Genomic DNA, 20,265 nt, shown 5'->3' on the forward strand with positions numbered 1-20,265 from the left:
ACCGAGGGTCCGGATTGCATAGATGGAGGATACCCATGTCCACACCCACGTCTCCAGCAGATCTCTACCGCCACAGCCTGCGGTTGCTGCTGGACAAGGACATCTCCGGCTGGGTCGGCCTGTGGGCCGAGGACGGCGTCATGGAGTTCCCGTTCGCTCCCGAAGGCTGGCCCGCGCGTCTGGACGGCAGGGAGGCCATCGCCGCCTACATGCGCCACTACCCGGACCACATCGACCTGCACGACTTCCCCGCCCTGCGGATCCACCGGACCACCGATCCGCAGATCATCGTGGTCGAGATGCGTGGCGTCGGCCGCCTGGTGGAGAGCGGCAGCGCCTTCGACATGACGTACATCGCCGTCGTCACCGTTCAGGACGGGCACATCACCTCCTACCGGGACTACTGGAACCCGCTGGCCGTCCTCGAACCCGGCACCGCCTTCACGGGGAGCAGCCGATGAACACCACCGGTACCACTCTGGTCATCGGCGCAACCGGCACCACCGGCGGCCGCACCGCCGCCCGGCTGACGGCCGCCGGCCACCGCGTCAAAGCAGCCAGTCGTCAGGCCACTCCTGTCCCAGGCGCTGAGCCGGTCCTCTTCGACTGGTACGCCCCGGCCACCCACGCCGCGGCCCTCGACGGAGTCGACCGCGTCTACCTCATACCGCCCCTGGGGGACGCCGACCCCGCGGCCGTGATGCTGCCGTTTCTTCGGCAGGCCCGAACCGCCGGGATCCACCGCGCGGTACTCCTCAGTTCCTCGGCCATCCCCGAAGGCGGGCCGGCGGTGGGCGCGGTGCACCGGGCGCTGCCCGATCTGTTCGGACAGTGGGCTGTGCTGCGGCCTTCGTGGTTCATGCAGAACTTCACCGGCACGCACGTGCACGCCGTCAGCATCCGGGAAGAGGGCGTCATCAGGACGGCGACCGGCAGCGGCCGGGTCGGTTTCGTCGACGCCGAGGACATCGCGGCTGCCGCCGTCCACGCCCTGACCGAGGAACACGCCCCCAACACCGATCTCGTCCTCACCGGACCGGAGACGCTCAGCCACGACGACATCGCCACGATCACCACCGAGGTCACCGGCCGGCCCGTGGTGCACCACCGCCTGTCCTACGAGCAGATGCGCGATCACCTCGCCGCGCGGATACCGGCGGAGTTCGCCGCGCTACTGGCCGGCATGGACCGTGCCATCGCCGAGGGCTCCGAGAACCGCGTCACCGACACCGTCCGACGCCTCACCGGAAGGCCCGCGCGGAGCTTCCGCGCCCATCTCGAACGGGAGACGCGAAACGGCGACTGAGGTCACCTGTACCGCCCAGCGGGCGAGGTGGTCCGAGGCAGCCCGTGAGGGAGCCGGCGCCGGTCATGACGGCGCCCCGGCGGGCAGTTCACCGCTGTGGAGGTAGACCACCAGCGTCTGCTCCGGCTGTTCGGCCAGGTGGAGAGCGGTGTACGCGTGATCGATCGCACCCCGCCGGGGAAGGGCGTCCTGCACGGAATCGGCGGCGCGCTGCCTGTCTTCCGAGCATCGCGATCGAACAGCCTGCCGCGGTGGACGTCGACGAGATCGTCGTACGACCCACCGCCCAGAGCTGGTCCCTGTTGCCGCGCGGGGATGCCGCCGCCGACGGAACTGCGCCCGGTCGTGGCGCGCGGTCGTCACCCGCTACCCGAACGGGTGCCTACGGCACGGCAGTTACGCGCTGGCATCCTTCCGCTCCATCGGTGATCGTCGGGCTTCCTCCTTCCGCCGTTGACAAGCGGAACGTCGTTCCGAATAATAAACGGAGCGACGTTCCGCTTCGGGTTCGACGGAAGCCGGACGTCACTGACCACGCCTGCCGCCGCCGCCTCCGTCGGGGCCGGCCGCAGCGCAGCTTCAGGAAGGAACCTCACCATGACTGCAACCACCGACACCACCACCGATACCGGCACCGCCTTCGGCTCGCCCGCTCCCGTTCTGTCGTACAGCCCGGTGGTCCTGTCCGTGCCCGGACGGCCCGTGGACCTCCAGGTCCGCGTCTCCGCCCCCGCGACCGGGACCGGTCTGCCCGTCATCCTGCTGTCCCACGGCCACGGCGGCTCCAACAACCTGTCCTCGCTGAACGGGTACGCGCCCATCGCCAACCTGTGGGCGGCAGCCGGCTTCGTCGTCATGCAGCCCACCCACCTCAGCTCCAGCACGCTGAGCCGCGAGCTGACCGGCGCCCCGGGAGGTCCCTTCTTCTGGCGCTCACGGGCCGAGGACATGAGCCACATCCTCGACCGGCTCGACGAGATCGAGAAGACCGTGCCGCAGCTCGCCGGGCGGATCGACCACGACAAGATCGCGGTCGCCGGGCACTCCCTCGGCGGCCACACCGCCGGTCTCCTGCTGGGCGCCCGCAGTGCCGACCCCGACACGGGGGAGGAAGTGAACCTGACCGAGCCGAGGATCAGGGCGGGAGTGCTGCTTGCCGCACCCGGCAGGGGCGGCGACGTACTGAACGGATCGATGGCCGACAAGGTGCCGTTCTTCAAGACCACCGACTTCTCCACGATGACCACACCCACCCTGGTCGTCGCCGGCGACAAGGACGACTCCACACACTTCACCGACATCGGCCCCGCGTGGCACACCGACCCCTACCGCCTCGCCCCCGCGCCCAAGACCTTGCTCACGCTCTTCGGCGCGGAGCACCTGCTCGGCGGCATCTCCGGATACGACGCCGACGAGACCACCGACGAAAGCCCTGAGCGGGTCGCCGCCCTCGCCCGCCTCACCGCGGCCTACCTCCGCACCCAGTTCCTGCCTGACGACCACTCCTGGCAGACGGCGTGCGAGGCGCTGACGACCGGGGCCGACCCGGCCGGTCGCGTCGAATTCAAGTAGACGCCCGCGACGAAGCCCCGTACGTGGCCGGGGCTGGTCGCCGGTCTCGCGAACCGAACTGCCCTCGGGCACTGGTGGCATGGAGTACGTCGGGCGGGTGCCTGCCCCGCCGCTCGACCGGTTCATCGACGACATCTACTGCCTGACCGGTGTGCCGCGCCACCCTCGGATGAACATCCCGCCGATGCCGTCGGCCCACCTGTTCATCAACCTGGGTGGGCCGGTCCGCCTGCTCGACTCCGACCCGTCGCAGCCGCCGGCACTGTTCACCGACGGATGGTTCATGGGCGTGTGGACGAGACGTTTCCTCGTCGAGTACTCCTCGCGGGTCCGGCTCGTCGGTGTGCGCTTCAAGCCGTGGGGGATGTCGCCGTTCGTGGACATGCCGGCGAGCGAGCTGCGGGACCGGTGGGCGCCGGTCGACGCGGTCTGGCAACGTTCCGTGGACCGGATCCGCGACCAGGTCGGCAGCACGACATCCGCCGCCGGGGCACTGCCGGTGTTGGAGGAGGAGCTGCGAGCGCGGTTCGCCGGAGCACCGTCGCGCAGTCTCGGCCTGGTCCGGCAGACGGCCCGACGTCTGGAGACGTCCCACGGCGCGGTCCCGGTCGGTGCGCTGGCCGGCGCCGCCCTACGGAGCTCATTTGTACGTCTGTTCTTAAGGATGTACGTTTGTACGCATGATGCCGATCGACCCGCCGCCGACGGCGCCTCCCGTACGTGGTGCGGCCAGGGAGGCGGCTGACGGTGAGGGCGGGACCTCCACCGGATCGGCCGGAGGACGGCGGACCCGGCGCAACGACCCCGACCGCAAGACGCACATCCTGGACGCCACCCTCGACGTCATCGCGGAGCGTGGGGTGGCCGGAACGACACACCGGCACATCGCCGCCCGAGCGGCTGTCCCGCTCGGGTCGGTCACCTATCACTTCGCCACCTTGACCGAACTTCTGGCGCAGGCGTTCGCCCGTCATGTCGCCTTCCAGTCGGCGGCGTTCGGGAAGTTGTTCGCCGCTGTCGAGACGCACGAGCAGTTCGTCGAGGTCCTCGTCGATCTCGTCCACGGAGGTCCCGCCAGGCACCGCAGCGCGGTTCTCGGCTTCGAACTGCACCTGGCGGCACTGCGCGACCCGGATCTGCGAGCCCTGACGCAGACATGGACACAGGACAGCCGCACCGTCCTGGCCCGCTTCGTCGGCGCGGACAGCGCCGCCCGGCTGGACGCCCTGCTGGAGGGCATGATCATGCACGCTCTGCTCACGACCTCGCCGGAGTCGCGCGAGAGGACACGGGACGCGATCATCCAGACGCTCGGTCCAGCCGGCCGGCCCGAATGTGTGACCGGCCCGAATCGTGACCGGCCCGGATCGTGACCCGAGAGTCGGACGCCGTCAGCGCGTCACCTCGATCGGGTGTCGAGGCCCCGGCGGTCTCCCGCACCACGTCAGCGGAAGTGCCGCCACACTCGGGCCCGCGCGGTGACCTGAGAACGAGACTCTGGAGACTCCTGTGATCCGCCATACACCGATGATCGCCGTCAGCGAGGCCGAGCTGAACGAGCTGCGCTCCCGACTGCTCCGGACACGCTGGCCCGCCCGGTGGCCCGCTGACGGATGGGCGGCCGGGACCGAGCCGGGCGAGCTGCGACGACTCGTCACCCACTGGGCCTCCGACTACGACTGGCGCGCCCACGAAACCGCCATCAACGCGCTGCCGTCCCACCTGGCGGACATCGACGGCACCCCCGTGCACTACCTCCGCTTCGACGGCGAACACCCCGGCGCCCTGCCGATCGTCCTCACCAACGGATGGCCCAGCTCCTTCCTCGAACTGGTCGGCCTGGCCCGCAGGCTGGCGGCGCCGTCGCGGTACGGGGGCGACTCCGCCGACGCGTTCACCGTCATCGTCCCCACGCTGCCCGGATTCTCCTTCTCGCCTCAGAGGCCCTCGCTCTCCGAGCCGCCGCAGACACACGAGATCTGGCACCGTCTCATGCACGACGAACTCGGCTTCGAGCGATACGCCGCGCACGGGAGCGATCTGGGTGCCGGCATCACCTCCCGGCTCGGCGAGGCCCACCCCGAGGCCCTGGTGGGCATCCACCTGACGGCGATCGCAAGCCCTGTCGCCTACGACGCGGCCGATGTCACCCCCCAGGAGCAGGAGTACCTCGATTCCGTCGCCGTGTGGTCCGCGGAGGAAGGCGGTTACCTGCACCAGCAGAGCACCCGTCCTCTCACGCTCAGCTACGGCCTGGCCGACTCGCCGACCGGGCTGCTCGCCTGGATCGTCGAGAAGTACCGCGCGTGGAGCGACTGCGGGGGTGACCTGTCCTCCCGGTTCAGCGACGACTTCCTCCTCACCCAGGCATCGCTCTACTGGTTCACCGGCACCATCTCGACCTCCTTCCGGCCCTACTACGAATACGCCCGAGGACTGACGAGGAGGGTGGAGCGCGTTCATGTGCCCACGGCCGTCGCCCTGTTCCCGGCCGACCTCACCCAGCCGCCCCGCAGCTGGGCCGAGCGCACGTACGACATCACGCGGTACACCCGCATGGCCCGAGGCGGGCACTTCGCCGCCCACGAGGAACCCGAACTCCTCGCACAGGACCTCACTGAGTTCTTCCGCGCACACCGGTAAAAACCACGCCGGAAGCGTCGGCCATACTTCAGCTGTGGATCTTCTCCCCGGCAGCGGCAGCGGCAGCGGCACTGCACGGCACCGCCCGGTCTCGCGCCGCGCCGGTACGCGAACCGCCTTCACGAGCGCTGTCGCTGTCGCCGTCCTCGCACTGTTTGCCGCAGGCTGCGTGACCGGCCCCGCGCACCGGGTCTCCGGCGCCGGGGACAGCCGTACGGCGTCCGGAACGGCAACTGTCTCGGCCCGGCTGAAAGGTGCCTACGCCTTCCTGGACGAGATGGTGGACGCCACAGCACAAGGAGAGGTGCCGCGCCTGCCCAGGAGCTTCAAGGGAGGCTATCTGCAGGCCCATGGCTACACCGACTCGGTCACCTACGACGACGCGCTGATCATCGAGGCCCTGCTGAGCCGGGGCCGCGCGGGCGACGTGGAGCGGGCCCGCGCTCTCGGTGACGCCCTGCTGTACGTGCAGAGCCACGACCCACGGCACGACGGGCGGATTCGGGCCGCCTACGCCGCCGCCGCACTCACCTCACCGGACACGGTCGACGCGTCCGACGCCACCAGCGACATCGGCAACATGGCGTGGGCCGGCCAGGCACTGCTCCAGCTCTACAAGGCCACCGAGGAACGGCGTTACCTGTCCGGAGCAGCCGCTGTGGCGCACTGGGCCGTGGCCGAGACCCGCGACAACCGGGGCGCGGGCGGCTTCACGGGTGGCATGGATGACGGCGGTCGACGGATCCGGTGGAAGTCGACAGAACACAATCTCGACCTGGTGGTGCTTTTCCGGATGCTGGCCCAGCTCACCGGCGACGCCGCCTGGAGCGAACAGGCATGGCACGCACGGTCGTTCGTCACCGCGATGTACGACCCGGCCAAGCACGTCTTCTGGACAGGCACCGGCGACGACGGTGTCGCACCGAGCAAGGACCTGCTCGCCGAAGACGCACAGAGCTGGTCCTGCCTCGTGCTTCGCGAGCGCGCCTACGCGGGTGTGCTGGACACCGAGGCGACCGGGCTGGCTGCCTCCGACGGCCACTTCCACGGCGTCGCCTTCAGCGACGCCGATCGCAGCGGCGTCTGGTTCGAGGGAAGTGCCCATCTCGCGCTGGCGTTCGCAAAACGGCACCGCCCCGGCGACGCGGCGCGCTCGGACCGACTGCTGCACACCCTCGAACTGGCCCAGACGACCGCCCCGCATCACGACGGACACGGTCTGGTGGCCGCCTCGCACGACGGCCTGAACACCGGCGACGGCGGCGACTCCTACTACGCCAGCCTGCACACCGGCGCGACGGCCTGGTACATCCTCGCGTCGCAGGCACGCGATCCCTTCACGCTTTTCTCCGGCGCCCCGCCGCGCTCCTGACGACGTCGGCAACGCTGAGCCGTGCGGGCCCTGGAGCCCAGGTGCTGGTAGACGGTGGCCGCAAACGGTCAATGAACTGGCGGACGGATACCGGAACTCCCGGAACGGCCACTCGATCGTGGGGTGGGGCAGGATTGTCACGAGGGGCGAGGGGAAGCGCGCCGTCGTACGCCGTTGCCGCAGTGCAACCGGCGGCAACGGCTCCAGCAGCGTGGCCTGTTCGTCGCAGACCCCCGCGTCTCACATCGAAGGCACCTCAGAGACCGCCGGTGTTGAGCAGTCGGTTGGGGGTGTCGGAGCGGACGCCGTGCAGGACACCGCGGGTTGCGGTGTGGTCGAGCCAGACGTGGACCTGGTTGGCCGTGGCGTGGGGATGTGCCGACAGGTACAGGGCGATCACGCCGGTCGCGTGCGGTGCGGCCCAGGACGTCGCGCCGTCGTTCTGGGTGAACGTACCGCCGCCGGCGAGAGCAGAGGTCACCTTCTGGCCGGGCGCGTACAGGTCCACGCATCGTCCGTAACCGGATCCGTAGGAGCCGCCGTCGCTCCACGGGCGGTCGTTCGTGGTGGAGGCCGCCACGACGATCGTGCCGGGGACGCCGGCCGGGGAGTGTTTGCAGGCGTCGTCATGGAAGTTGCCGGCCGCCACCACCGTCGGGATCCCCGCGTCGACCATCTTCTTCACGGCTGACTCCAGCGCCGACGACCGGTGGTCGAGGTTGAGCGACATGTTCACCACCGCGGGCTTCTTCGCGTGCGCGGTGACCCACTTCACCGACTTCACCACGGCCGCCTCTGCCGCCGCCGGGGAGCCGCCCCCGTCGCTCTCGCACAGGATGCCCTGGACCCGTACGAGATCCGCCTTCGGCGCCACCCCGTACTTCGCCCCGCCGATGACGCCCGCCACGAACGTGCCGTGACCGGTGCCCTCCTCGCTGAAGCAGTCACCGGAGTCCTTCGGCCCCACGAAGTCGGCGCCGAGATGGGCGCGTCCGCCGAACTCCTTGTGGGCGATGTCCATCCCCGTGTCGATCACGTAGACGTGAACGCCCTTGCCCGTGGCGGTGGTCGTGAGCTTTCCGTTCAGGGGCCGCGACCGCTGGTCCAGGATGTCCAGGTTCCACGGCACGTGCCGCGTGAGGGGCGCCGCCGCAGCCTGCGCGACGGCAGACAAGTTCTCCACGGCTCCGGTGGACGCCGACGCCGAGTCGGACGACATCCCCTGTCCCGAGGACGCCACGGACTTCTCGCTCCCGGACTTCTCGCTCCCGTGCGCGGGCCGCGTCCCGCCGTTCCGCGCTGCCGCGGTGCCGGCCGCGCCGCCGCAGGCCGAGGCCCCGAGCACTGTCGCCATGGCCACCATCATGAGACCGGCCTTCGTCACGTTCCGTGTCACAACGTCCCCCGCCATCCTGTTTCGCACACAGTCAGCGCACAAGACGACCACAGGGGGCGCGCGGTTCCGGCGGGCTGTGCGGGGGATCGGCGGCCTGTGCGGGACGGTCCTGCGGCGGGTTGCGCGAGACCACGTGCGGGCAGGCCGTTCCGGGCGTTCGGCGGGGCCGGCCGAGGCTTCGCGTCCTGGCGCTTCGTCAGGTACGGAGCGGATATCGCGCCTGCGGGTGACCACACCGCCGTAGACGACGACTTCGGCGAGCGGAGAGGTGCCGGCCCGCCGCCGATGGGTGCGGGCCTCACGAGCAACCAGGCTGATACCGGGTCAGGTAGGACCTGTGGTTCGGGTGGGGCGTCCCATTCCAGCCGGTGTGTGCCGGATCACGCCACCGAAAGGGCGCTCAAGTTGTGTGGGTCACAGCGGAAATGTCCCTTTGGCGTCCATGCTCGACGGAGACAGCGCCTCCCGTGACGGAGCCCGTCGGCACAGGCCCGACGTTCCGAAGTGGCCCACGGCGCAGCCCTCCTGACGATCCTCCTTGTTCCCCTGGAAAGGTGCCCATCATGGCCGCATACCTCTGTCCTCCTGCCGTCATACACGGTGAGCACGCCGTGGAGACCAGCCAGATCGTGGCGGAGGTGCGTGACCGGCATCCGCATGCGGCGTGGGAGCCGCGGATGGACGGCATCGCGGCCAGCACGGGCATAGAGACCCGCGGCTGGATGCTGCCGCTGGAGACCGCCGTCGCCCCCGGCAGCGGCGGCGGGCTACGGGCCGTCGGCACCGGAGCCGCCCAAAGCGCGCTGGCACGCGAGGGGTTCGCCCAGCAGGACGTGGACCGCGTGATCGCCGCTCTGGAGGCGATACCCGCGCCGCAGACCGTCCAGGAGCGTACCGCTCCGGCCTGGGAGGCGGTGCAGGCCTACGGGGAGCGTGCGGCGCGCGGAGCCCTGCAGATCGCCGGCCTGGACGCTTCGGACGTCGACTGTCTGATCACCAGTCACTCCACCACCCCGGCGCTGCCGGGTCTGGACGTGTCCCTGGCCAACAAGCTCTCGCTCCGCAACGACGTGATGCTGCTCCCGGCGACGCAGTGGGCCTGTGTCGCGGGCACCCGCTCCCTGGCCCTGGCGGCGGATCTCGTGGCCGCGGACCCCGATCGGGTGGTGCTGGTGGTGATCTCGGAGGCCCTGAGCACGACCTATCAGCCCGCCGACGACACCCTGGAGTCCCTGATCGTCCGGTTGCTCTTCGCCGACACCGCGGTCGCCGCGGTGGTCACCGGCCGTCCGAGGCCCGAGTCGGTGCTGCGACTGGACGCCGCCTGGCATCACACCCTGCCCGGCACCCGGGACCTGCACCGCCTGGACACGCGGGAGGACGGCGCCCACTTCGTGATGGACCGGCGAGGGCCGCGCGCCGTACAGGAGACGGTCAACGCGATGTGGGAGTGGCTGCGCGTCCGCTACGAGGACGACCCGGAGTCCTGGCACCCCGACGTACTGCTCGCGCACCCCGGCGGGACCCGGGTGCTGGAGTACATGGAGCAGACCATGCCCGACGCGTGGCCGTCGGGGCTGCTGGACCACAGCCGGGACAGCTACACCAGCGGCAACCGCGGAGGCGCCGCCGTGTTCGACATCCTGAGGCGGGCGCACGACGCCGGGCAGAAGCCGGGCAGTCGTGCCGTCCTGTACGCCGCGGCACCCGGCCTCACCGCCACCGCCCTTGAGGGGGAGTGGCTGTAGTGCGTGCCGGACCCACCCGCGCCGGTGAACGCGTCGCCCGCGTCACCGCTCACGCCACCGGTGTCCCTGAGGGCACCGTCGGCTGACGCGGCCCCCCGTTCGCGCTGCGTGCGCCGACCGTGCCGCCGCTCGGCACGCCGACCGCGTCACCTCGCGACCTCCGCCCAGACCACCTTGCCGGTGTCCGTCCACCGCACCCCCCACCGGGTGGTGAGCCTGTGCACGATCTGCAGTCCACGCCCCCCGTCGTCGAGCAGGTCGCCCCTGCTCAGACGCGGCCTGCCGTTGCCGGTGTCGCCGACCTCGCACAGCAGGCCGTGGCCGGCCCTGATCAGTCGTACCGTGACGGGACCTGAGGCGAAGCGCACCGCGTTCGTGACCAGCTCGCTGACCAGCAGAGGCACATCGTCCCGGACGTCGTTCCGGGCGTGCCATTGCCGCAGCAGCGCGGAGACGTGCGCACGGGCTCGGGCGGGGGCGTCGGCGCGCGCGGGCAGTCGCCAGGTCGCCGTGTCCTCCTTGCGGTAGCCGATCATCCGCACGAGCAGCAGGGTGACGTCGTCGCGCTGACGCACGGGCGCCAGCGTGGACACGACGTGCCGTGCGGCCTGCTGCAAGGTGTCCCAGGGATGCACCGTGGACAGGACCTCCGCCAGTCTGCTGATCCCTTCGTCGATCGAGAGGGCGGGATCCTCCACCAGGCCGTCGGTGTAGAGGGCGAGCAGGGAGCCCGGAGGTGCGCTGAACGTGTACACGTCGAACGGTTCCCGCAGAGCGAACTCGGCGCCGAGACCGGGGTGAGGGCTCACCGCGAGCGGCCCCGCGCGGCCGGTCGGAAGCACCAGGACCGGGGGCAGGTGACCCGCGCTGGAGAGCGCCACCTGGTGGCTGACCGGGTCGTAGAGCGCTATGCAGCAGGTGGAGCCGAGGGCGCTGTAGCCGGCCGCCAGCCCGGACTCCGCGTCGTCCAGCAGGGTGACCGTCTCGTCCAGGTGCTCCAGCACCTCGTCCGGTGCCAGCCCCGCCGACAGCAGCGCGCGGGCCTCCATGCTCAGCTGGCCCATGGTCGCCGCGGCTCCCAGCCCGTGCCCTACGACGTCACCGACCACCAGTGCGGTACGGCCGTCCGGCAGCGGAAAGCTGTTCACCCAGTCCCCGCCGACGCCCGCGCTGTCGGGGGTGGCGGGCTGATAGACGCTGGCGATCTCCATGGTGTTGCCGCCCACCCGGGGCAGCAGCCGGCGCTGCAACGCCAGCACCTGGGTGTGCTCGCGCTGGTGCTGACGGGCCAGATCGACGTGATGGGCGGTCCTGGCCACCAGTTCCTGCAGGTCGAACAGCTCGCTGTCCTGGAAGGGGCTGTCCGCCCGCCGCCAGACCTCCGCCACGCCCAGCACGACGGGCGGCATGCCGTCCAGGACCAGCGGTATGCACGCCACACTCGCCGACCGGTCGCCGGGCACCAGGGCGCGGATCACCCGCGGACTGCCGAGCAGCCGCTCGATGGCCTCCCGCTGGGGTATGACGATGGCCTGCGGAGAATCGTTTCGCCGTACCGCCTGTGCCAGCAGGCGACTCGCGTCGCTCGGAAGATCGTGGCCCGGAGTCACGTACCCCTCGGGCCACACCCGGTCGGGCACCAGGGCCGCCCGCCGTAGCCTGATGCGTCCCTGGGCCTGGTCGGTGAATCCCTCACCCGTCCACACGGCGAAGTCGAGGTCGACGGCGGCCACGTCCCCCCAGGCCAGCAGGGACTCGGCCAGCGACTGGGCGGTCTCGCCGATGTCCAGCGAGGTGCCGATCGCGGTCTCGGCGGCGTAGAGGTGCAGCCGCTTGGCCATGGCGATCAGGGAGACCGTCAAGCCCTCCTGGGGCGCGGCCGCGGGCAGGATGCTCATCGAGACGACCAGCTCCGACCCGTCGCCGCGTCGCAGGCGCTGGATGCGGGCGACGTGGGCCTCACCGATCTCCAGGACCTGCCGCAACCGCCGGGTGACCGTCGGTACGTCCCCCGGGGGCAGAAGGTCGGCGAAAGAACTCCCGACCGTGACGTCCAGACCCGCGAACACGACGGCGTCCAGATTGCAGCGGGTGATCTTCAGGTCCCTGTCCAGGTTGACGACGCCGAGAATCTGCTCCTGACGGTCGGCTGCCGGATCGCCGGGTACGCGCGGGCGGGCGGCGCGGTCACCCTGCGCGCTGCCAGGACCGCCGGCCGCCGCCGCTCCACCGCGCGGAATGTAGCGCCCCAGGGCACTGCTGACCAGGTCGAACGGCGATGATGGCGAGGGGGAGGGTGTGGAGTCCATGCGGCTCTCTCACAATCCCCGGGGCAGCGCCGGGGTGATTACTCGGACCGGTGCGACGGAGCCCCGAGATCCCCGACGCACACCTCATTGAATAACACGAGGGGTCGCTTCGCCCACACCAGTCGATCGTTGCCTGACCACTTCCGCACCGGGGGGTGACCCGCTAGGTCGCGGTGGCCTCGGGCGCCTGGACGAACTCCCGGATCACCTGGGCGAGCCGCGCCGGCTGGTCAAGGGGGATGAGCGTGTAGCTGTCTTCCACCTCGACCAGGCGACCGTGGGGGAGGAGTGCTGCGAGGCGGCGGCCGTGTTCGGGTGGCATGACCCGGTCGTCGCCGGCCCAGACGACGAGGGTAGGGCGTGTGAAGGCCGGCAGGCGCTCGGCCGCGGTGAGCAGGAGGTCGGTGTCCGCCGTTGCCGCACGCAGGATGCGTACGGTGTCGCGGCGGACGGCGGGCTGTTTCAGAACCGGCTGCATCCACCGCGCGGTCATGCCGTCCCCTCGTTTGGTCAGCCATCCGAAGGCGAGCGGAAGGCGACGGATCGGCCGGAGCCGCATCTGCTGCATGAAGAGTCCGAACAGCCGGGGCGAGAGCTTGCCGGTGAGGGCGAGTGTGCGGCCCGTCAGCCCCGGTGGGAAGTTGTCGAAGGCGTCGCACGAGGCGAGCACGACCCGTGCCACGCGTGCCGTGCTGTCGCGCATGAGCAACTGGACGAGCGCTCCGCCCGTGTCGTTGCCGACGAGGGTGACCTCGCGGAGATCGAGACGTTCGAGGAACTCCGTGACCAGGCGGGCTGTCCCGGGCAGTGACAGGTCGGCGCCGGCAGGCACGGGATGACGATGTGCGCCGAGCGGAAGTGTCGGCGCCACGCAGCGGTGGTCGGCGGCCAGCTCGGCGATCGTTTGGTCCCACAGTGAGGCGTCCATCATGAAGCCGTGCAGCAGCACGAGGGTGGGGCCGTCGCCGCCTGTGTCCTGGTAGTCGATCGTCCCGGCGGACAGCTCGATCTGCTTCATGTCGTCGCCTCCGCACGATCGGATTCCATCGCCTCTCGGGCCGGGGCCGGGGCCCGGGCAGGCCGGCGGGTGTGAGCGGGGCTCATGGCCGCCGCGCTCAGGAACGCGAAGGCGAGGACGGCTGCGACCGTACGGACTGCGTGGGCGGTCTGCCAGCGGTCGCGCACGCTCGCCCAGTCCGCGGGCGGAGTCTGCACGTTCCATGCGGACTGATCGGCATTGATGGGGAGGTTGAAGACGAGCGTCGTGACCAGAACGCTCAACAGCAGGACGAGCGCTGCCGCCGTCAGCCAGAACGCCGAACCTCGCGCCTTCACGTCGGTGGCGGTCTGGATCGCCGTGGCCGGCACCGCCGGCAGGAGAAGCGCGGTGGCGAGAACGTCCAGTCGGTCCAGCTCGACCTGGCGCACCTGGGTGTAGACAGAGCCGTCGAAGCTCCGCAGCGAGAGCTCGAAGACGAGGACCGTGACCAGGAAACCGGCGAACAGACCGGTGAGGACCAGGCCCCCGAAGCGCAGGGCGGTGACAGTCCGTTCGTACCTCATGACGGGCTCAACTCCCGGAAGACGTCTGCGTGTTCGGCGGCCCAGTCGGCGAAGGTGAGGGCGGGGCGGCCCAGCAGCCGTGCGACCGAGTCCGTCGTCGGGCCCGGCTGCTCCAGGCACGCGGCCGCGTAGCCGATCAGCCGGTCGGGGACGTCCTCGGGCAGGCCCTGCGCCAGCATCAGTTGGCGCAGCCGCTCAGGCGGGATCTCCTCGAACCGCAGCTCCCTGCCGACGGCCTCACCGATGAGTCTGGCCTTGTCGTGCTGGGTGAGCGACTGCGGGCCGGTGATCGCGTACGCGCGGCCGTCGTGGGCGGGGTCCAGCAGCGCCCGTACGGCGACCGCGGCGACGTCCCGCTCGTGGATGGGCGAGGTGGCCGCATCGCCGTACGCGCCTGATGCGACGCCCGTACGACGGATCTGCGGAGCCCAGGCGAGAGCGTTCGCGGTGAAGTCGGCGCACCTCAGGAACGTCCAGCGCAGCCCGGAGGCCCTGGTCGCCGCTTCGACCAGCTCGAACTCGCGGGCGAAGCGCCGGTACCCACCGCCGTACTCGACGGTGACCGCGGACAGCACCACCACACGCCGTACTCCGTGTTCGGCCGCGAGCCGCAGCAGTTCGGAGGTCGCGCCCCCGACGGCGCGCGGGCTCAGCAGGAGGGCTTCCACACCGTCCAAGGCCGGCGTCAGCGACTGCGGCCGGGACGGATCACCTGCCACCGCTCGCGCACCGTCGGGGAACGCGGTGGCGGCCGGATCCCGCGTGACCGCGGCGACCTTGGCACCCCCCGCCACCAGCAGATTCACCACCTCGCGGCCCACGGTTCCAGTCGCGCCAGTAACCATGATCATGGTGCACACTCCCGTCCGGGATACCTTGTCCTCAAGAGACCAGATATTATGGGGAGCGTAACATATGAGTTCCGTACGACCTGAGGGGGCCCGCGAACGGAGGCGACTGGGCTCGGAGATCCGGGAGTCGCTCCGAGCGCTGGGAATCCAGCTGTCCCTGCTCAATCAGCAGGTGGGCGCGCGACTGGAGCTCAAGAGCATCGACGTCGAATGCCTCGACCTGATCAACCGGCACGGCCCGATCGGCGCCAGTGCGCTCGCCCGTCTCGCCGGGCTCCATCCAGCGACCCTGACGGGAATCCTCGACCGTCTCGAACGCGGAGGGTGGATCGCCCGCGAACGCGATCCGAACGACCGGCGCGCGACCCTCCTACGACCGTTGCGCGACCGGAACGCGGAGATCATCGGGCTCTATTCAGGCATGTCCTCAGCGGTCGAGGAGATCTGCGCCGACTACGACGAGAACGAGCTCGCCCTCCTGGCCGACTTCCTGCGCCGCACCTCGACGGCCGGACGCACCGCTACCGACGAACTGTCCGGCCGCTGACACCCACCCGCGTGCCAGAGCCCGAGCCGCGGTACCGCGCCCGGATGGTCGTGGGTCTCGCCAGACGTCGTACCCGGCTTGCTGCGACGAGCCATTCCCAATCCGGACGGCAACGGGGGGCGGGGCCGGTCATCGGGTCGCGGCGGGCGGCGGACGTCGTGGCACGAGCCACCACCCGCTCGTGCGCCCGTTGTTCGTGTAGACCTCGCCGGCCGTGTAGCACGAGAAGTAGCCCGTACCCCGGTACAACGTGCCCGCGTGGGACGAGGTCTTCGAGTCGGGGGTGTAGTGCGTCCACTGGTCGATGACCGTGGTCAGGGACACCCTGTCCAGCGCGCCGGCCAGGGTGTCCCCGTGGGCCGAGACGGTCTTCGCCTGGGACAGCGGCTGCGCCGCCACCGCCTGGGAGCCGCCGGCGAGGACCGCTGTTGCCGCCACGAGGGCGAAAGGCCGCTTCGCAAGGAAGGAGTTGAGTACCAGGGGCTCCGGTCTGCCGTCACCCACAACTTGGCGCAGGCTACGGCCCCTTGACACGCAGCAGCAGTGATACCGCCGTCATTCGGATGCGGGTCCCGGACGCCCCGCAGGGCTAGGCAGTTGAACAGGGCAGTGTTCCGAGTCTGCGCTATTGGGGGACGGTGACCAGGATGCGGCCGTGGCCACCGCCAGCGTCGACGTGGTCGTGGGCCTTGGTGATGTCGTCCAGCGGGTGACGGTCGCCGACGGCGACGCTGAGGGCACCGACGGCGGCTGCGGAGGTGAGGTCGCGGGCGGCCTGGCGCTTGGCCTCGGCGGGGAAGTCGTCGCTGCCGAGCAGCCGCAGGGTGACGTTGTTGAACAGCAGCGGCCAGAAGGGGATCTCAGTGCGGTCCGCGCGGGTGGCGTAGGCGGCGATGACGGCCCCCTGGGCGGCGACGGCGTTGTCGAGACCGACGTTGTCGGACAGCGCGACCTCGATGATCCGGTCGACGCCCCGCGGCGCGTACGAGCGGATGGCCGCGGCGGGGTCGCCGGTATCCAGGGCGACGGCGTGGGAGACGACGGCCGCGTCGACGCGGCTGAGGTCCGCGGTTCGGCGGACGGTCGCGATCACAGTCGCGCCGGCCCAGTGGGCGAGCTGCGCGGCCAGGGAGCCGACGCCGCCGAGAACTCCGTGGACCAGGACCAGTTGGCCGTCGACCGGGCCGTCGGCGAAGACGGTGCGGTGGGCGGTGATGCCGGGGATGCCAAGGCTCGCCCCCAGCTCATCACTCAGATGATCTGGCAGAGGTACGGCTTGGTGGTCAGGTACGACTGTGTACTGGGCGGCTGTGCCGAAGGGGCGGTAGGACTGGGCGCCGTATACCCAGACCCGTTGTCCGACGCGGCGGACGTCGACTTGGGCGCCCACGGCGTCGATGACTCCGGCGCCGTCGCTGTGCGGGATCACCCGCGGGAAGGGCATGGACGAACCGAGCCAGCCGCGCCGTTTCTTGGTGTCGCCGGGGTTGACGCCCGAGACGGTGACGCGGACGCGGACCTCGCCGGGGCCGGGGACGGGATCAGGGAGTTCACCGACGTGCAGGACATCGGCGGCCGGGCCCTGGTCGTCGTACCAGGAAGCAAGCATGGAGGTACCTCCGTGGACAGTCAGCTCGCGGGAGCAGCGGGCGGATGCGGATCGCTGTCGGTGCATCCGGTGTCGAATTCGGGCGCCTTCTCCCCGAGGGCCTCGCGCAGCCAGGTCCGTTCGGCGCGACTGGTGGCGCGGGCGGTGAGCAGCATGCCCCGCCGGTAGGGGTCGGCGACCTCCTCGGCACGCAGGGGCCGCTCGTTGTTGTAGAAGAAGCTCGCCGGTTCTTCCAGGAACTCCAGCCGTCTGCGCAGCACCGCGTGCTGTTCGGCCACGTCGGGCAGGTGGGAGAGGAAGGCCAGGACGACGTAGAACCGGGTGAAGTCGGTGATCTCGTGGTCGGCGGGCTTGCGCAGGCGCTGAAGCATTTCGGCCCGCCCGGCCGCGGTCAGGCTGAGCACGTACCGGGCCGCCCCCGCGGCCGGGTCGGCGCGCCGCTCGATCAAGCCCGCCCTGGTCAGGCGATTGATCGCCGGATACAGGCTGCCGTCACTGACCGGCCGCGTGTAACCGGTCAGCTGTGAGATGCGGCGGCGCAGCTCGTGTCCAGGCAGGGGTCCCTCGGCGAGGAAGCCGAGTATCGCGAGTTCCAGCATGAGTCCATCTTCGCACGTGGGCATCGAATCGATGTGAACATCGATTCGATGTTACGCTCGCAGGTACCCGCCCCAACGTCTCTGGAGAGGCACAGCACGATGCCATCGCAGTCCACCGAGTCAGTGATGAACCGTTTCGTCGAGTTCATCAACACGGGCAACGAGGATCTCGCCCGCGAGGTCATTTCTCCGGACGCGGTGTTCCACGCGCCAAGCCACCCGGAACCACTGCGGGGGCCCGATGGGTACTTGGAAGTCATCGGGGTGATGCGCAGCGCCTTCCCCGACGTCCAGTGGACGCTGGAGGAGACGGTCACCGAAGGCGACACCGTGGCCGCGCGGTTCACCATGCGGGGCACCCACGACGGTGAATTCTTCGGGATCCCGGCGAGCGGCAACAAGATCTCGGTGCAGGCCATGAACTTCTACTACCTGGCCGACGGCCGGATCGTCGGCGAACGGGGCCAGCCCGATCTCCTCGGGGTGATGCAGCAGATCAGTGCCGTACCGGCGCCATAAACCTCGTAGCGCCGGGTGAGCCTTCTGCCGCGCGGGATTGCCGCTGCCGGGAGGGGGCCGTACGGCGCGGTGGCAGGGCGAAGGTCCGCACCGGAGCGCGGGCGGCCGGGGCGGGTTCACCGCAAGAGGCCCGTCTTCTTCTCGCTCCGGCGTCTTCGCGCAGGCAGCGCCCGTTCGGCGAGGGCTTTACACCTTGTCACCGCTGACGTGACCGAGCCGGGTACGGAACTGCTCGCTCTACGGCGAACACTGCAACCCTCGACGCTTGCCGTACGCACCGCCATTGCTGCGGCACCACGGATGCTGATCGGCGTCGGAGAACCGCAGCGCGTCGAAGCACCGCGGCGACTGCCGCTTCCGCGGCCTCACTGGCACTGTTCTTTGCCTTGTACAAAGATGACCGCGTGGTGGCGCCCGGCGCTCTGCCTGGTGTGCCGGGAAGTCTGGTCGGCGTCTGCAGGCCGCCCTGTCCCGGAGATGATCGATGCCAGCACCCCAGTCCTTCCCTCGGGACGAGACGGCCGCCGACGGCCCGGCCGGGGACCGCGATCTGTTCCCCCGGAGGAATACGCGGAAGGTAGCGGGCAACTCACGGCTGTCCGTCCAGCCCGACGTCGATGGCCCCTTGCCGTCCGTCGTCGAGTTGCGCCTCGCTGGGGAGCTGGACGGCGACACCTCCGCCGAACTGCGGGAAAAACTTTCCGTGTTCGCCGCTCGCTCGTCCGGCGGTCTGCTGGTACTGAACCTGTCCGGCATCACCTTCTGCGATTCCGTGAGTCTGTACACGCTGCTGGCCATCCGGCAGGCTCTCCCTCTGGCCGGCATCGAGGTACGGCTTGCCGAGCCCAGTGCGGTCACTCGGGCTGCCGCGAAGAGAGTGGGTCTGACCGCCGACCTCGCCCTTCCGGATGACCCGGAGCAGGTGCCGCCGCATCGCTCGCCTCGCCTCTGAGCTCCCGTAGATCACGTCGGCGTGGCGATCAGCCCGAACGGGGACGGCGACCCACCTGTACATCTGAACGGTCGTTGACACGCCTGTCGGCGGCGACGGAAGGAAACAGGGACGAGTTGCGGTCGGCCGTGCAACCTGTCGGTGGGGTCGGGCGTGACACGTCATGGAGGGCATGGGGCCCCTCGAACGGGTGGTGGGAAGGGGGCGTATGCGCGACCCGAGTGATTTCGATGCTTTCTACGCCGGCAGTGTCCGCCGGCTGATCAGCCAGATGTACGCGATAACGGGAGATCGCGCCGAGGCGGAGGATTTGGTGCAGGAGGCCTTCGCCCGAGCGTGGCAGAGCTGGGAGAAGGTGTCCGGTTACAACGACCCGGAGGCCTGGGTACGCACTGTGGCCTGCCGGGTCCGGGTGAGCGTCTGGCGCAAGACGGTCAACCGGCTGGCGGCCCACCGCCGCCACGGCATTGCCGACGACGTTGCCGGCGTCGGCGCGGACTACGTGGCGATCGTCGTCGCACTGCGCCGTATCCCCGCCGAGCAGCGGCGGGCGATCGTCCTGCATCACTACGGGATGCCCGCTCTCGCGGACGGCGAAGGAGGTCTGGTGTGCACGGCCGCGCTCTGCCTGTACCTGCTGGTGCTGCGGGCCGGTCGGGCGCTCGTCGGCGTCGTGGCCGTGCTCGGCGTGTGCCTGGTGCTCCAGATCCCCCAGGCTGCCGCGGGGGCGGTGCTTGCGAAGCGCGGCCGGGTGGCGGCCGTGGTCGTGACCTCGGTGGAGGAGAGGACGGCCGTCTCCGGCAGGGGGCGCTATCTCTGCTCGGTGGCCGACCGGGAGGGCGGGTCGCTTCGGGTCCGCATCTGGCGCGGATGCGGGCAGGCCACCCGGCCGGGCGACGATCTCGCGGTGGCGTACGACCCCGAAGGGCGGGTCTCGCCTCGCGGTGTTGAGGCCGGGACGTCCTCGTGGGGACGGCTGGGCACCTTGAGCGGGTGGGCTCTCGCCTTCGCCGGCTCGAGTGTCGCCGCGGTGGTGGGCTCGTATCGGCTGCCGTCTTCGGATGGCTCTACGGCGGGGTCGGACGGCCTCACCGGTCCGGCTGCCAAGGGCGTGCGAAAGCGCTGGGGGAGACCCTGTTGATGTCGCTCGGCAGCGGAGCCCGCATCAGGACCGTCGGGGCAAGCTGGTTCTGACGAGGCTGCGGTCCGAGCCTTATATTGGCCAACGACTCGATTACTCAGGGGGATTGAGCGCTCGTGCGATCAGGTAGGGCGACGC

General features: G+C 70.3%; 21 protein-coding genes. 12 read left to right on the forward strand and 9 right to left on the reverse strand.

All coding sequences use genetic code 11. The features are described from left to right. Positions 1 to 35: 35 nt before the first annotated feature. Together ABZT03_RS07125 and ABZT03_RS07130 are read left to right on the forward strand one after the other, a co-directional pair. Positions 36 to 461 carry a nuclear transport factor 2 family protein gene (locus ABZT03_RS07125; RefSeq protein WP_356034625.1) on the forward strand — a complete coding sequence of 142 codons (426 nt, stop codon included), beginning with the start codon at positions 36 to 38 and terminating at the stop codon, positions 459 to 461. Continuing rightward, positions 458 to 1,306, forward strand: coding sequence for an NAD(P)H-binding protein (locus ABZT03_RS07130; protein ID WP_356034627.1), 849 nt, complete (start codon positions 458 to 460; stop codon positions 1,304 to 1,306). Before ABZT03_RS07125 ends, ABZT03_RS07130 begins: the two co-directional genes overlap by 4 nt. 63 nt (positions 1,307 to 1,369) lie before the next feature. Here ABZT03_RS07130 and ABZT03_RS07135 read toward each other — a convergent pair whose 3' ends face one another. Next, positions 1,370 to 1,501, reverse strand: coding sequence for a hypothetical protein (locus tag ABZT03_RS07135; RefSeq protein ID WP_356034629.1), 132 nt, complete (start codon positions 1,499 to 1,501; stop codon positions 1,370 to 1,372). 402 nt (positions 1,502 to 1,903) lie between these two features. Here ABZT03_RS07135 and ABZT03_RS07140 point away from each other — a divergent pair, with 402 nt between their 5' ends. The 5 genes from ABZT03_RS07140 to ABZT03_RS07160 all read left to right on the forward strand — a co-directional run bounded on the left by ABZT03_RS07140 (position 1,904) and on the right by ABZT03_RS07160 (position 6,893). After that, positions 1,904 to 2,878 (forward strand): chlorophyllase, encoded by a 975-nt coding sequence (locus ABZT03_RS07140; RefSeq protein ID WP_356034631.1) that lies wholly within the window; start codon positions 1,904 to 1,906, stop codon positions 2,876 to 2,878. A gap of 79 nt (positions 2,879 to 2,957) precedes the next feature. Next, entirely contained in the window at positions 2,958 to 3,623 is a 666-nt protein-coding gene (locus ABZT03_RS07145) for a DUF6597 domain-containing transcriptional factor (protein WP_356034633.1), read from the forward strand. Then, the gene (locus ABZT03_RS07150) at positions 3,559 to 4,251 is read left to right on the forward strand and encodes a TetR family transcriptional regulator (RefSeq protein ID WP_356034635.1); all 693 of its coding nucleotides are present in this window, start codon (positions 3,559 to 3,561) and stop codon (positions 4,249 to 4,251) included. The genes ABZT03_RS07145 and ABZT03_RS07150 overlap by 65 nt, the downstream gene beginning before the upstream one ends. A gap of 154 nt (positions 4,252 to 4,405) precedes the next feature. Beyond that, the gene (locus ABZT03_RS07155) at positions 4,406 to 5,521 is read left to right on the forward strand and encodes an epoxide hydrolase family protein (protein ID WP_356034637.1); all 1,116 of its coding nucleotides are present in this window, start codon (positions 4,406 to 4,408) and stop codon (positions 5,519 to 5,521) included. A gap of 34 nt (positions 5,522 to 5,555) precedes the next feature. Continuing rightward, the gene (locus ABZT03_RS07160; protein ID WP_356034639.1) at positions 5,556 to 6,893 is read left to right on the forward strand and encodes a hypothetical protein; all 1,338 of its coding nucleotides are present in this window, start codon (positions 5,556 to 5,558) and stop codon (positions 6,891 to 6,893) included. A 256-nt stretch (positions 6,894 to 7,149) separates the two neighbouring features. Here ABZT03_RS07160 and ABZT03_RS07165 read toward each other — a convergent pair whose 3' ends face one another. Beyond that, entirely contained in the window at positions 7,150 to 8,247 is a 1,098-nt protein-coding gene (locus ABZT03_RS07165; RefSeq protein WP_356034641.1) for a S8 family peptidase, read from the reverse strand. 605 nt (positions 8,248 to 8,852) lie between these two features. Between ABZT03_RS07165 and ABZT03_RS07170 the strand changes: the two genes are divergently transcribed. Then, complete coding sequence (locus ABZT03_RS07170) at positions 8,853 to 10,037, forward strand: type III polyketide synthase (RefSeq protein ID WP_356034643.1); 1,185 nt, start codon at positions 8,853 to 8,855, stop codon at positions 10,035 to 10,037. Between the two features lie 146 nt (positions 10,038 to 10,183). On the opposite strand, the gene ABZT03_RS07175 is transcribed toward ABZT03_RS07170, so the two are convergent. The 4 genes from ABZT03_RS07175 to ABZT03_RS07190 all read right to left on the reverse strand — a co-directional run bounded on the left by ABZT03_RS07175 (position 10,184) and on the right by ABZT03_RS07190 (position 14,760). Then, positions 10,184 to 12,346 (reverse strand): SpoIIE family protein phosphatase, encoded by a 2,163-nt coding sequence (locus ABZT03_RS07175; RefSeq protein ID WP_356034645.1) that lies wholly within the window; start codon positions 12,344 to 12,346, stop codon positions 10,184 to 10,186. Positions 12,347 to 12,509: 163 nt separating this feature from the next. After that, a complete protein-coding gene (locus tag ABZT03_RS07180; protein WP_356034647.1) occupies positions 12,510 to 13,364 on the reverse strand; it encodes an alpha/beta hydrolase in 855 nt (284 codons plus the stop codon). After that, positions 13,361 to 13,909: an anthrone oxygenase family protein gene (locus tag ABZT03_RS07185; protein ID WP_356034649.1), complete on the reverse strand. Its 549-nt coding sequence runs from the start codon at positions 13,907 to 13,909 to the stop codon at positions 13,361 to 13,363. Before ABZT03_RS07185 ends, ABZT03_RS07180 begins: the two co-directional genes overlap by 4 nt. Continuing rightward, positions 13,906 to 14,760 (reverse strand): NAD(P)H-binding protein, encoded by an 855-nt coding sequence (locus ABZT03_RS07190; protein ID WP_356034652.1) that lies wholly within the window; start codon positions 14,758 to 14,760, stop codon positions 13,906 to 13,908. The genes ABZT03_RS07185 and ABZT03_RS07190 overlap by 4 nt, the downstream gene beginning before the upstream one ends. Positions 14,761 to 14,824: 64 nt before the next feature. Here ABZT03_RS07190 and ABZT03_RS07195 point away from each other — a divergent pair, with 64 nt between their 5' ends. Further along, entirely contained in the window at positions 14,825 to 15,307 is a 483-nt protein-coding gene (locus ABZT03_RS07195; RefSeq protein ID WP_356034654.1) for a MarR family transcriptional regulator, read from the forward strand. A gap of 129 nt (positions 15,308 to 15,436) precedes the next feature. Here ABZT03_RS07195 and ABZT03_RS07200 read toward each other — a convergent pair whose 3' ends face one another. The 3 genes from ABZT03_RS07200 to ABZT03_RS07210 all read right to left on the reverse strand — a co-directional run bounded on the left by ABZT03_RS07200 (position 15,437) and on the right by ABZT03_RS07210 (position 17,515). Further along, positions 15,437 to 15,811, reverse strand: coding sequence for a hypothetical protein (locus tag ABZT03_RS07200; RefSeq protein ID WP_356034657.1), 375 nt, complete (start codon positions 15,809 to 15,811; stop codon positions 15,437 to 15,439). A gap of 121 nt (positions 15,812 to 15,932) precedes the next feature. After that, positions 15,933 to 16,916 (reverse strand): NADPH:quinone reductase, encoded by a 984-nt coding sequence (locus tag ABZT03_RS07205; protein WP_356034659.1) that lies wholly within the window; start codon positions 16,914 to 16,916, stop codon positions 15,933 to 15,935. Between the two features lie 20 nt (positions 16,917 to 16,936). Next, positions 16,937 to 17,515, reverse strand: coding sequence for a PadR family transcriptional regulator (locus ABZT03_RS07210; protein WP_356034661.1), 579 nt, complete (start codon positions 17,513 to 17,515; stop codon positions 16,937 to 16,939). A 126-nt stretch (positions 17,516 to 17,641) separates the two neighbouring features. Between ABZT03_RS07210 and ABZT03_RS07215 the strand changes: the two genes are divergently transcribed. The 3 genes from ABZT03_RS07215 (at position 17,642) to ABZT03_RS07225 (ending at position 20,127) form a co-directional block, all read left to right on the forward strand. Further along, the gene (locus tag ABZT03_RS07215; protein WP_356034664.1) at positions 17,642 to 18,034 is read left to right on the forward strand and encodes an ester cyclase; all 393 of its coding nucleotides are present in this window, start codon (positions 17,642 to 17,644) and stop codon (positions 18,032 to 18,034) included. Positions 18,035 to 18,659: 625 nt separating this feature from the next. Then, positions 18,660 to 18,986: an STAS domain-containing protein gene (locus ABZT03_RS07220; protein ID WP_356034666.1), complete on the forward strand. Its 327-nt coding sequence runs from the start codon at positions 18,660 to 18,662 to the stop codon at positions 18,984 to 18,986. A 208-nt stretch (positions 18,987 to 19,194) separates the two neighbouring features. After that, positions 19,195 to 20,127 carry a sigma factor gene (locus tag ABZT03_RS07225; RefSeq protein ID WP_356034668.1) on the forward strand — a complete coding sequence of 311 codons (933 nt, stop codon included), beginning with the start codon at positions 19,195 to 19,197 and terminating at the stop codon, positions 20,125 to 20,127. Positions 20,128 to 20,265: the final 138 nt, after the last annotated feature.

Source organism: Streptomyces sp. NPDC005574, from assembly GCF_040605435.1.
GTDB lineage: Bacteria > Actinomycetota > Actinomycetes > Streptomycetales > Streptomycetaceae > Streptomyces.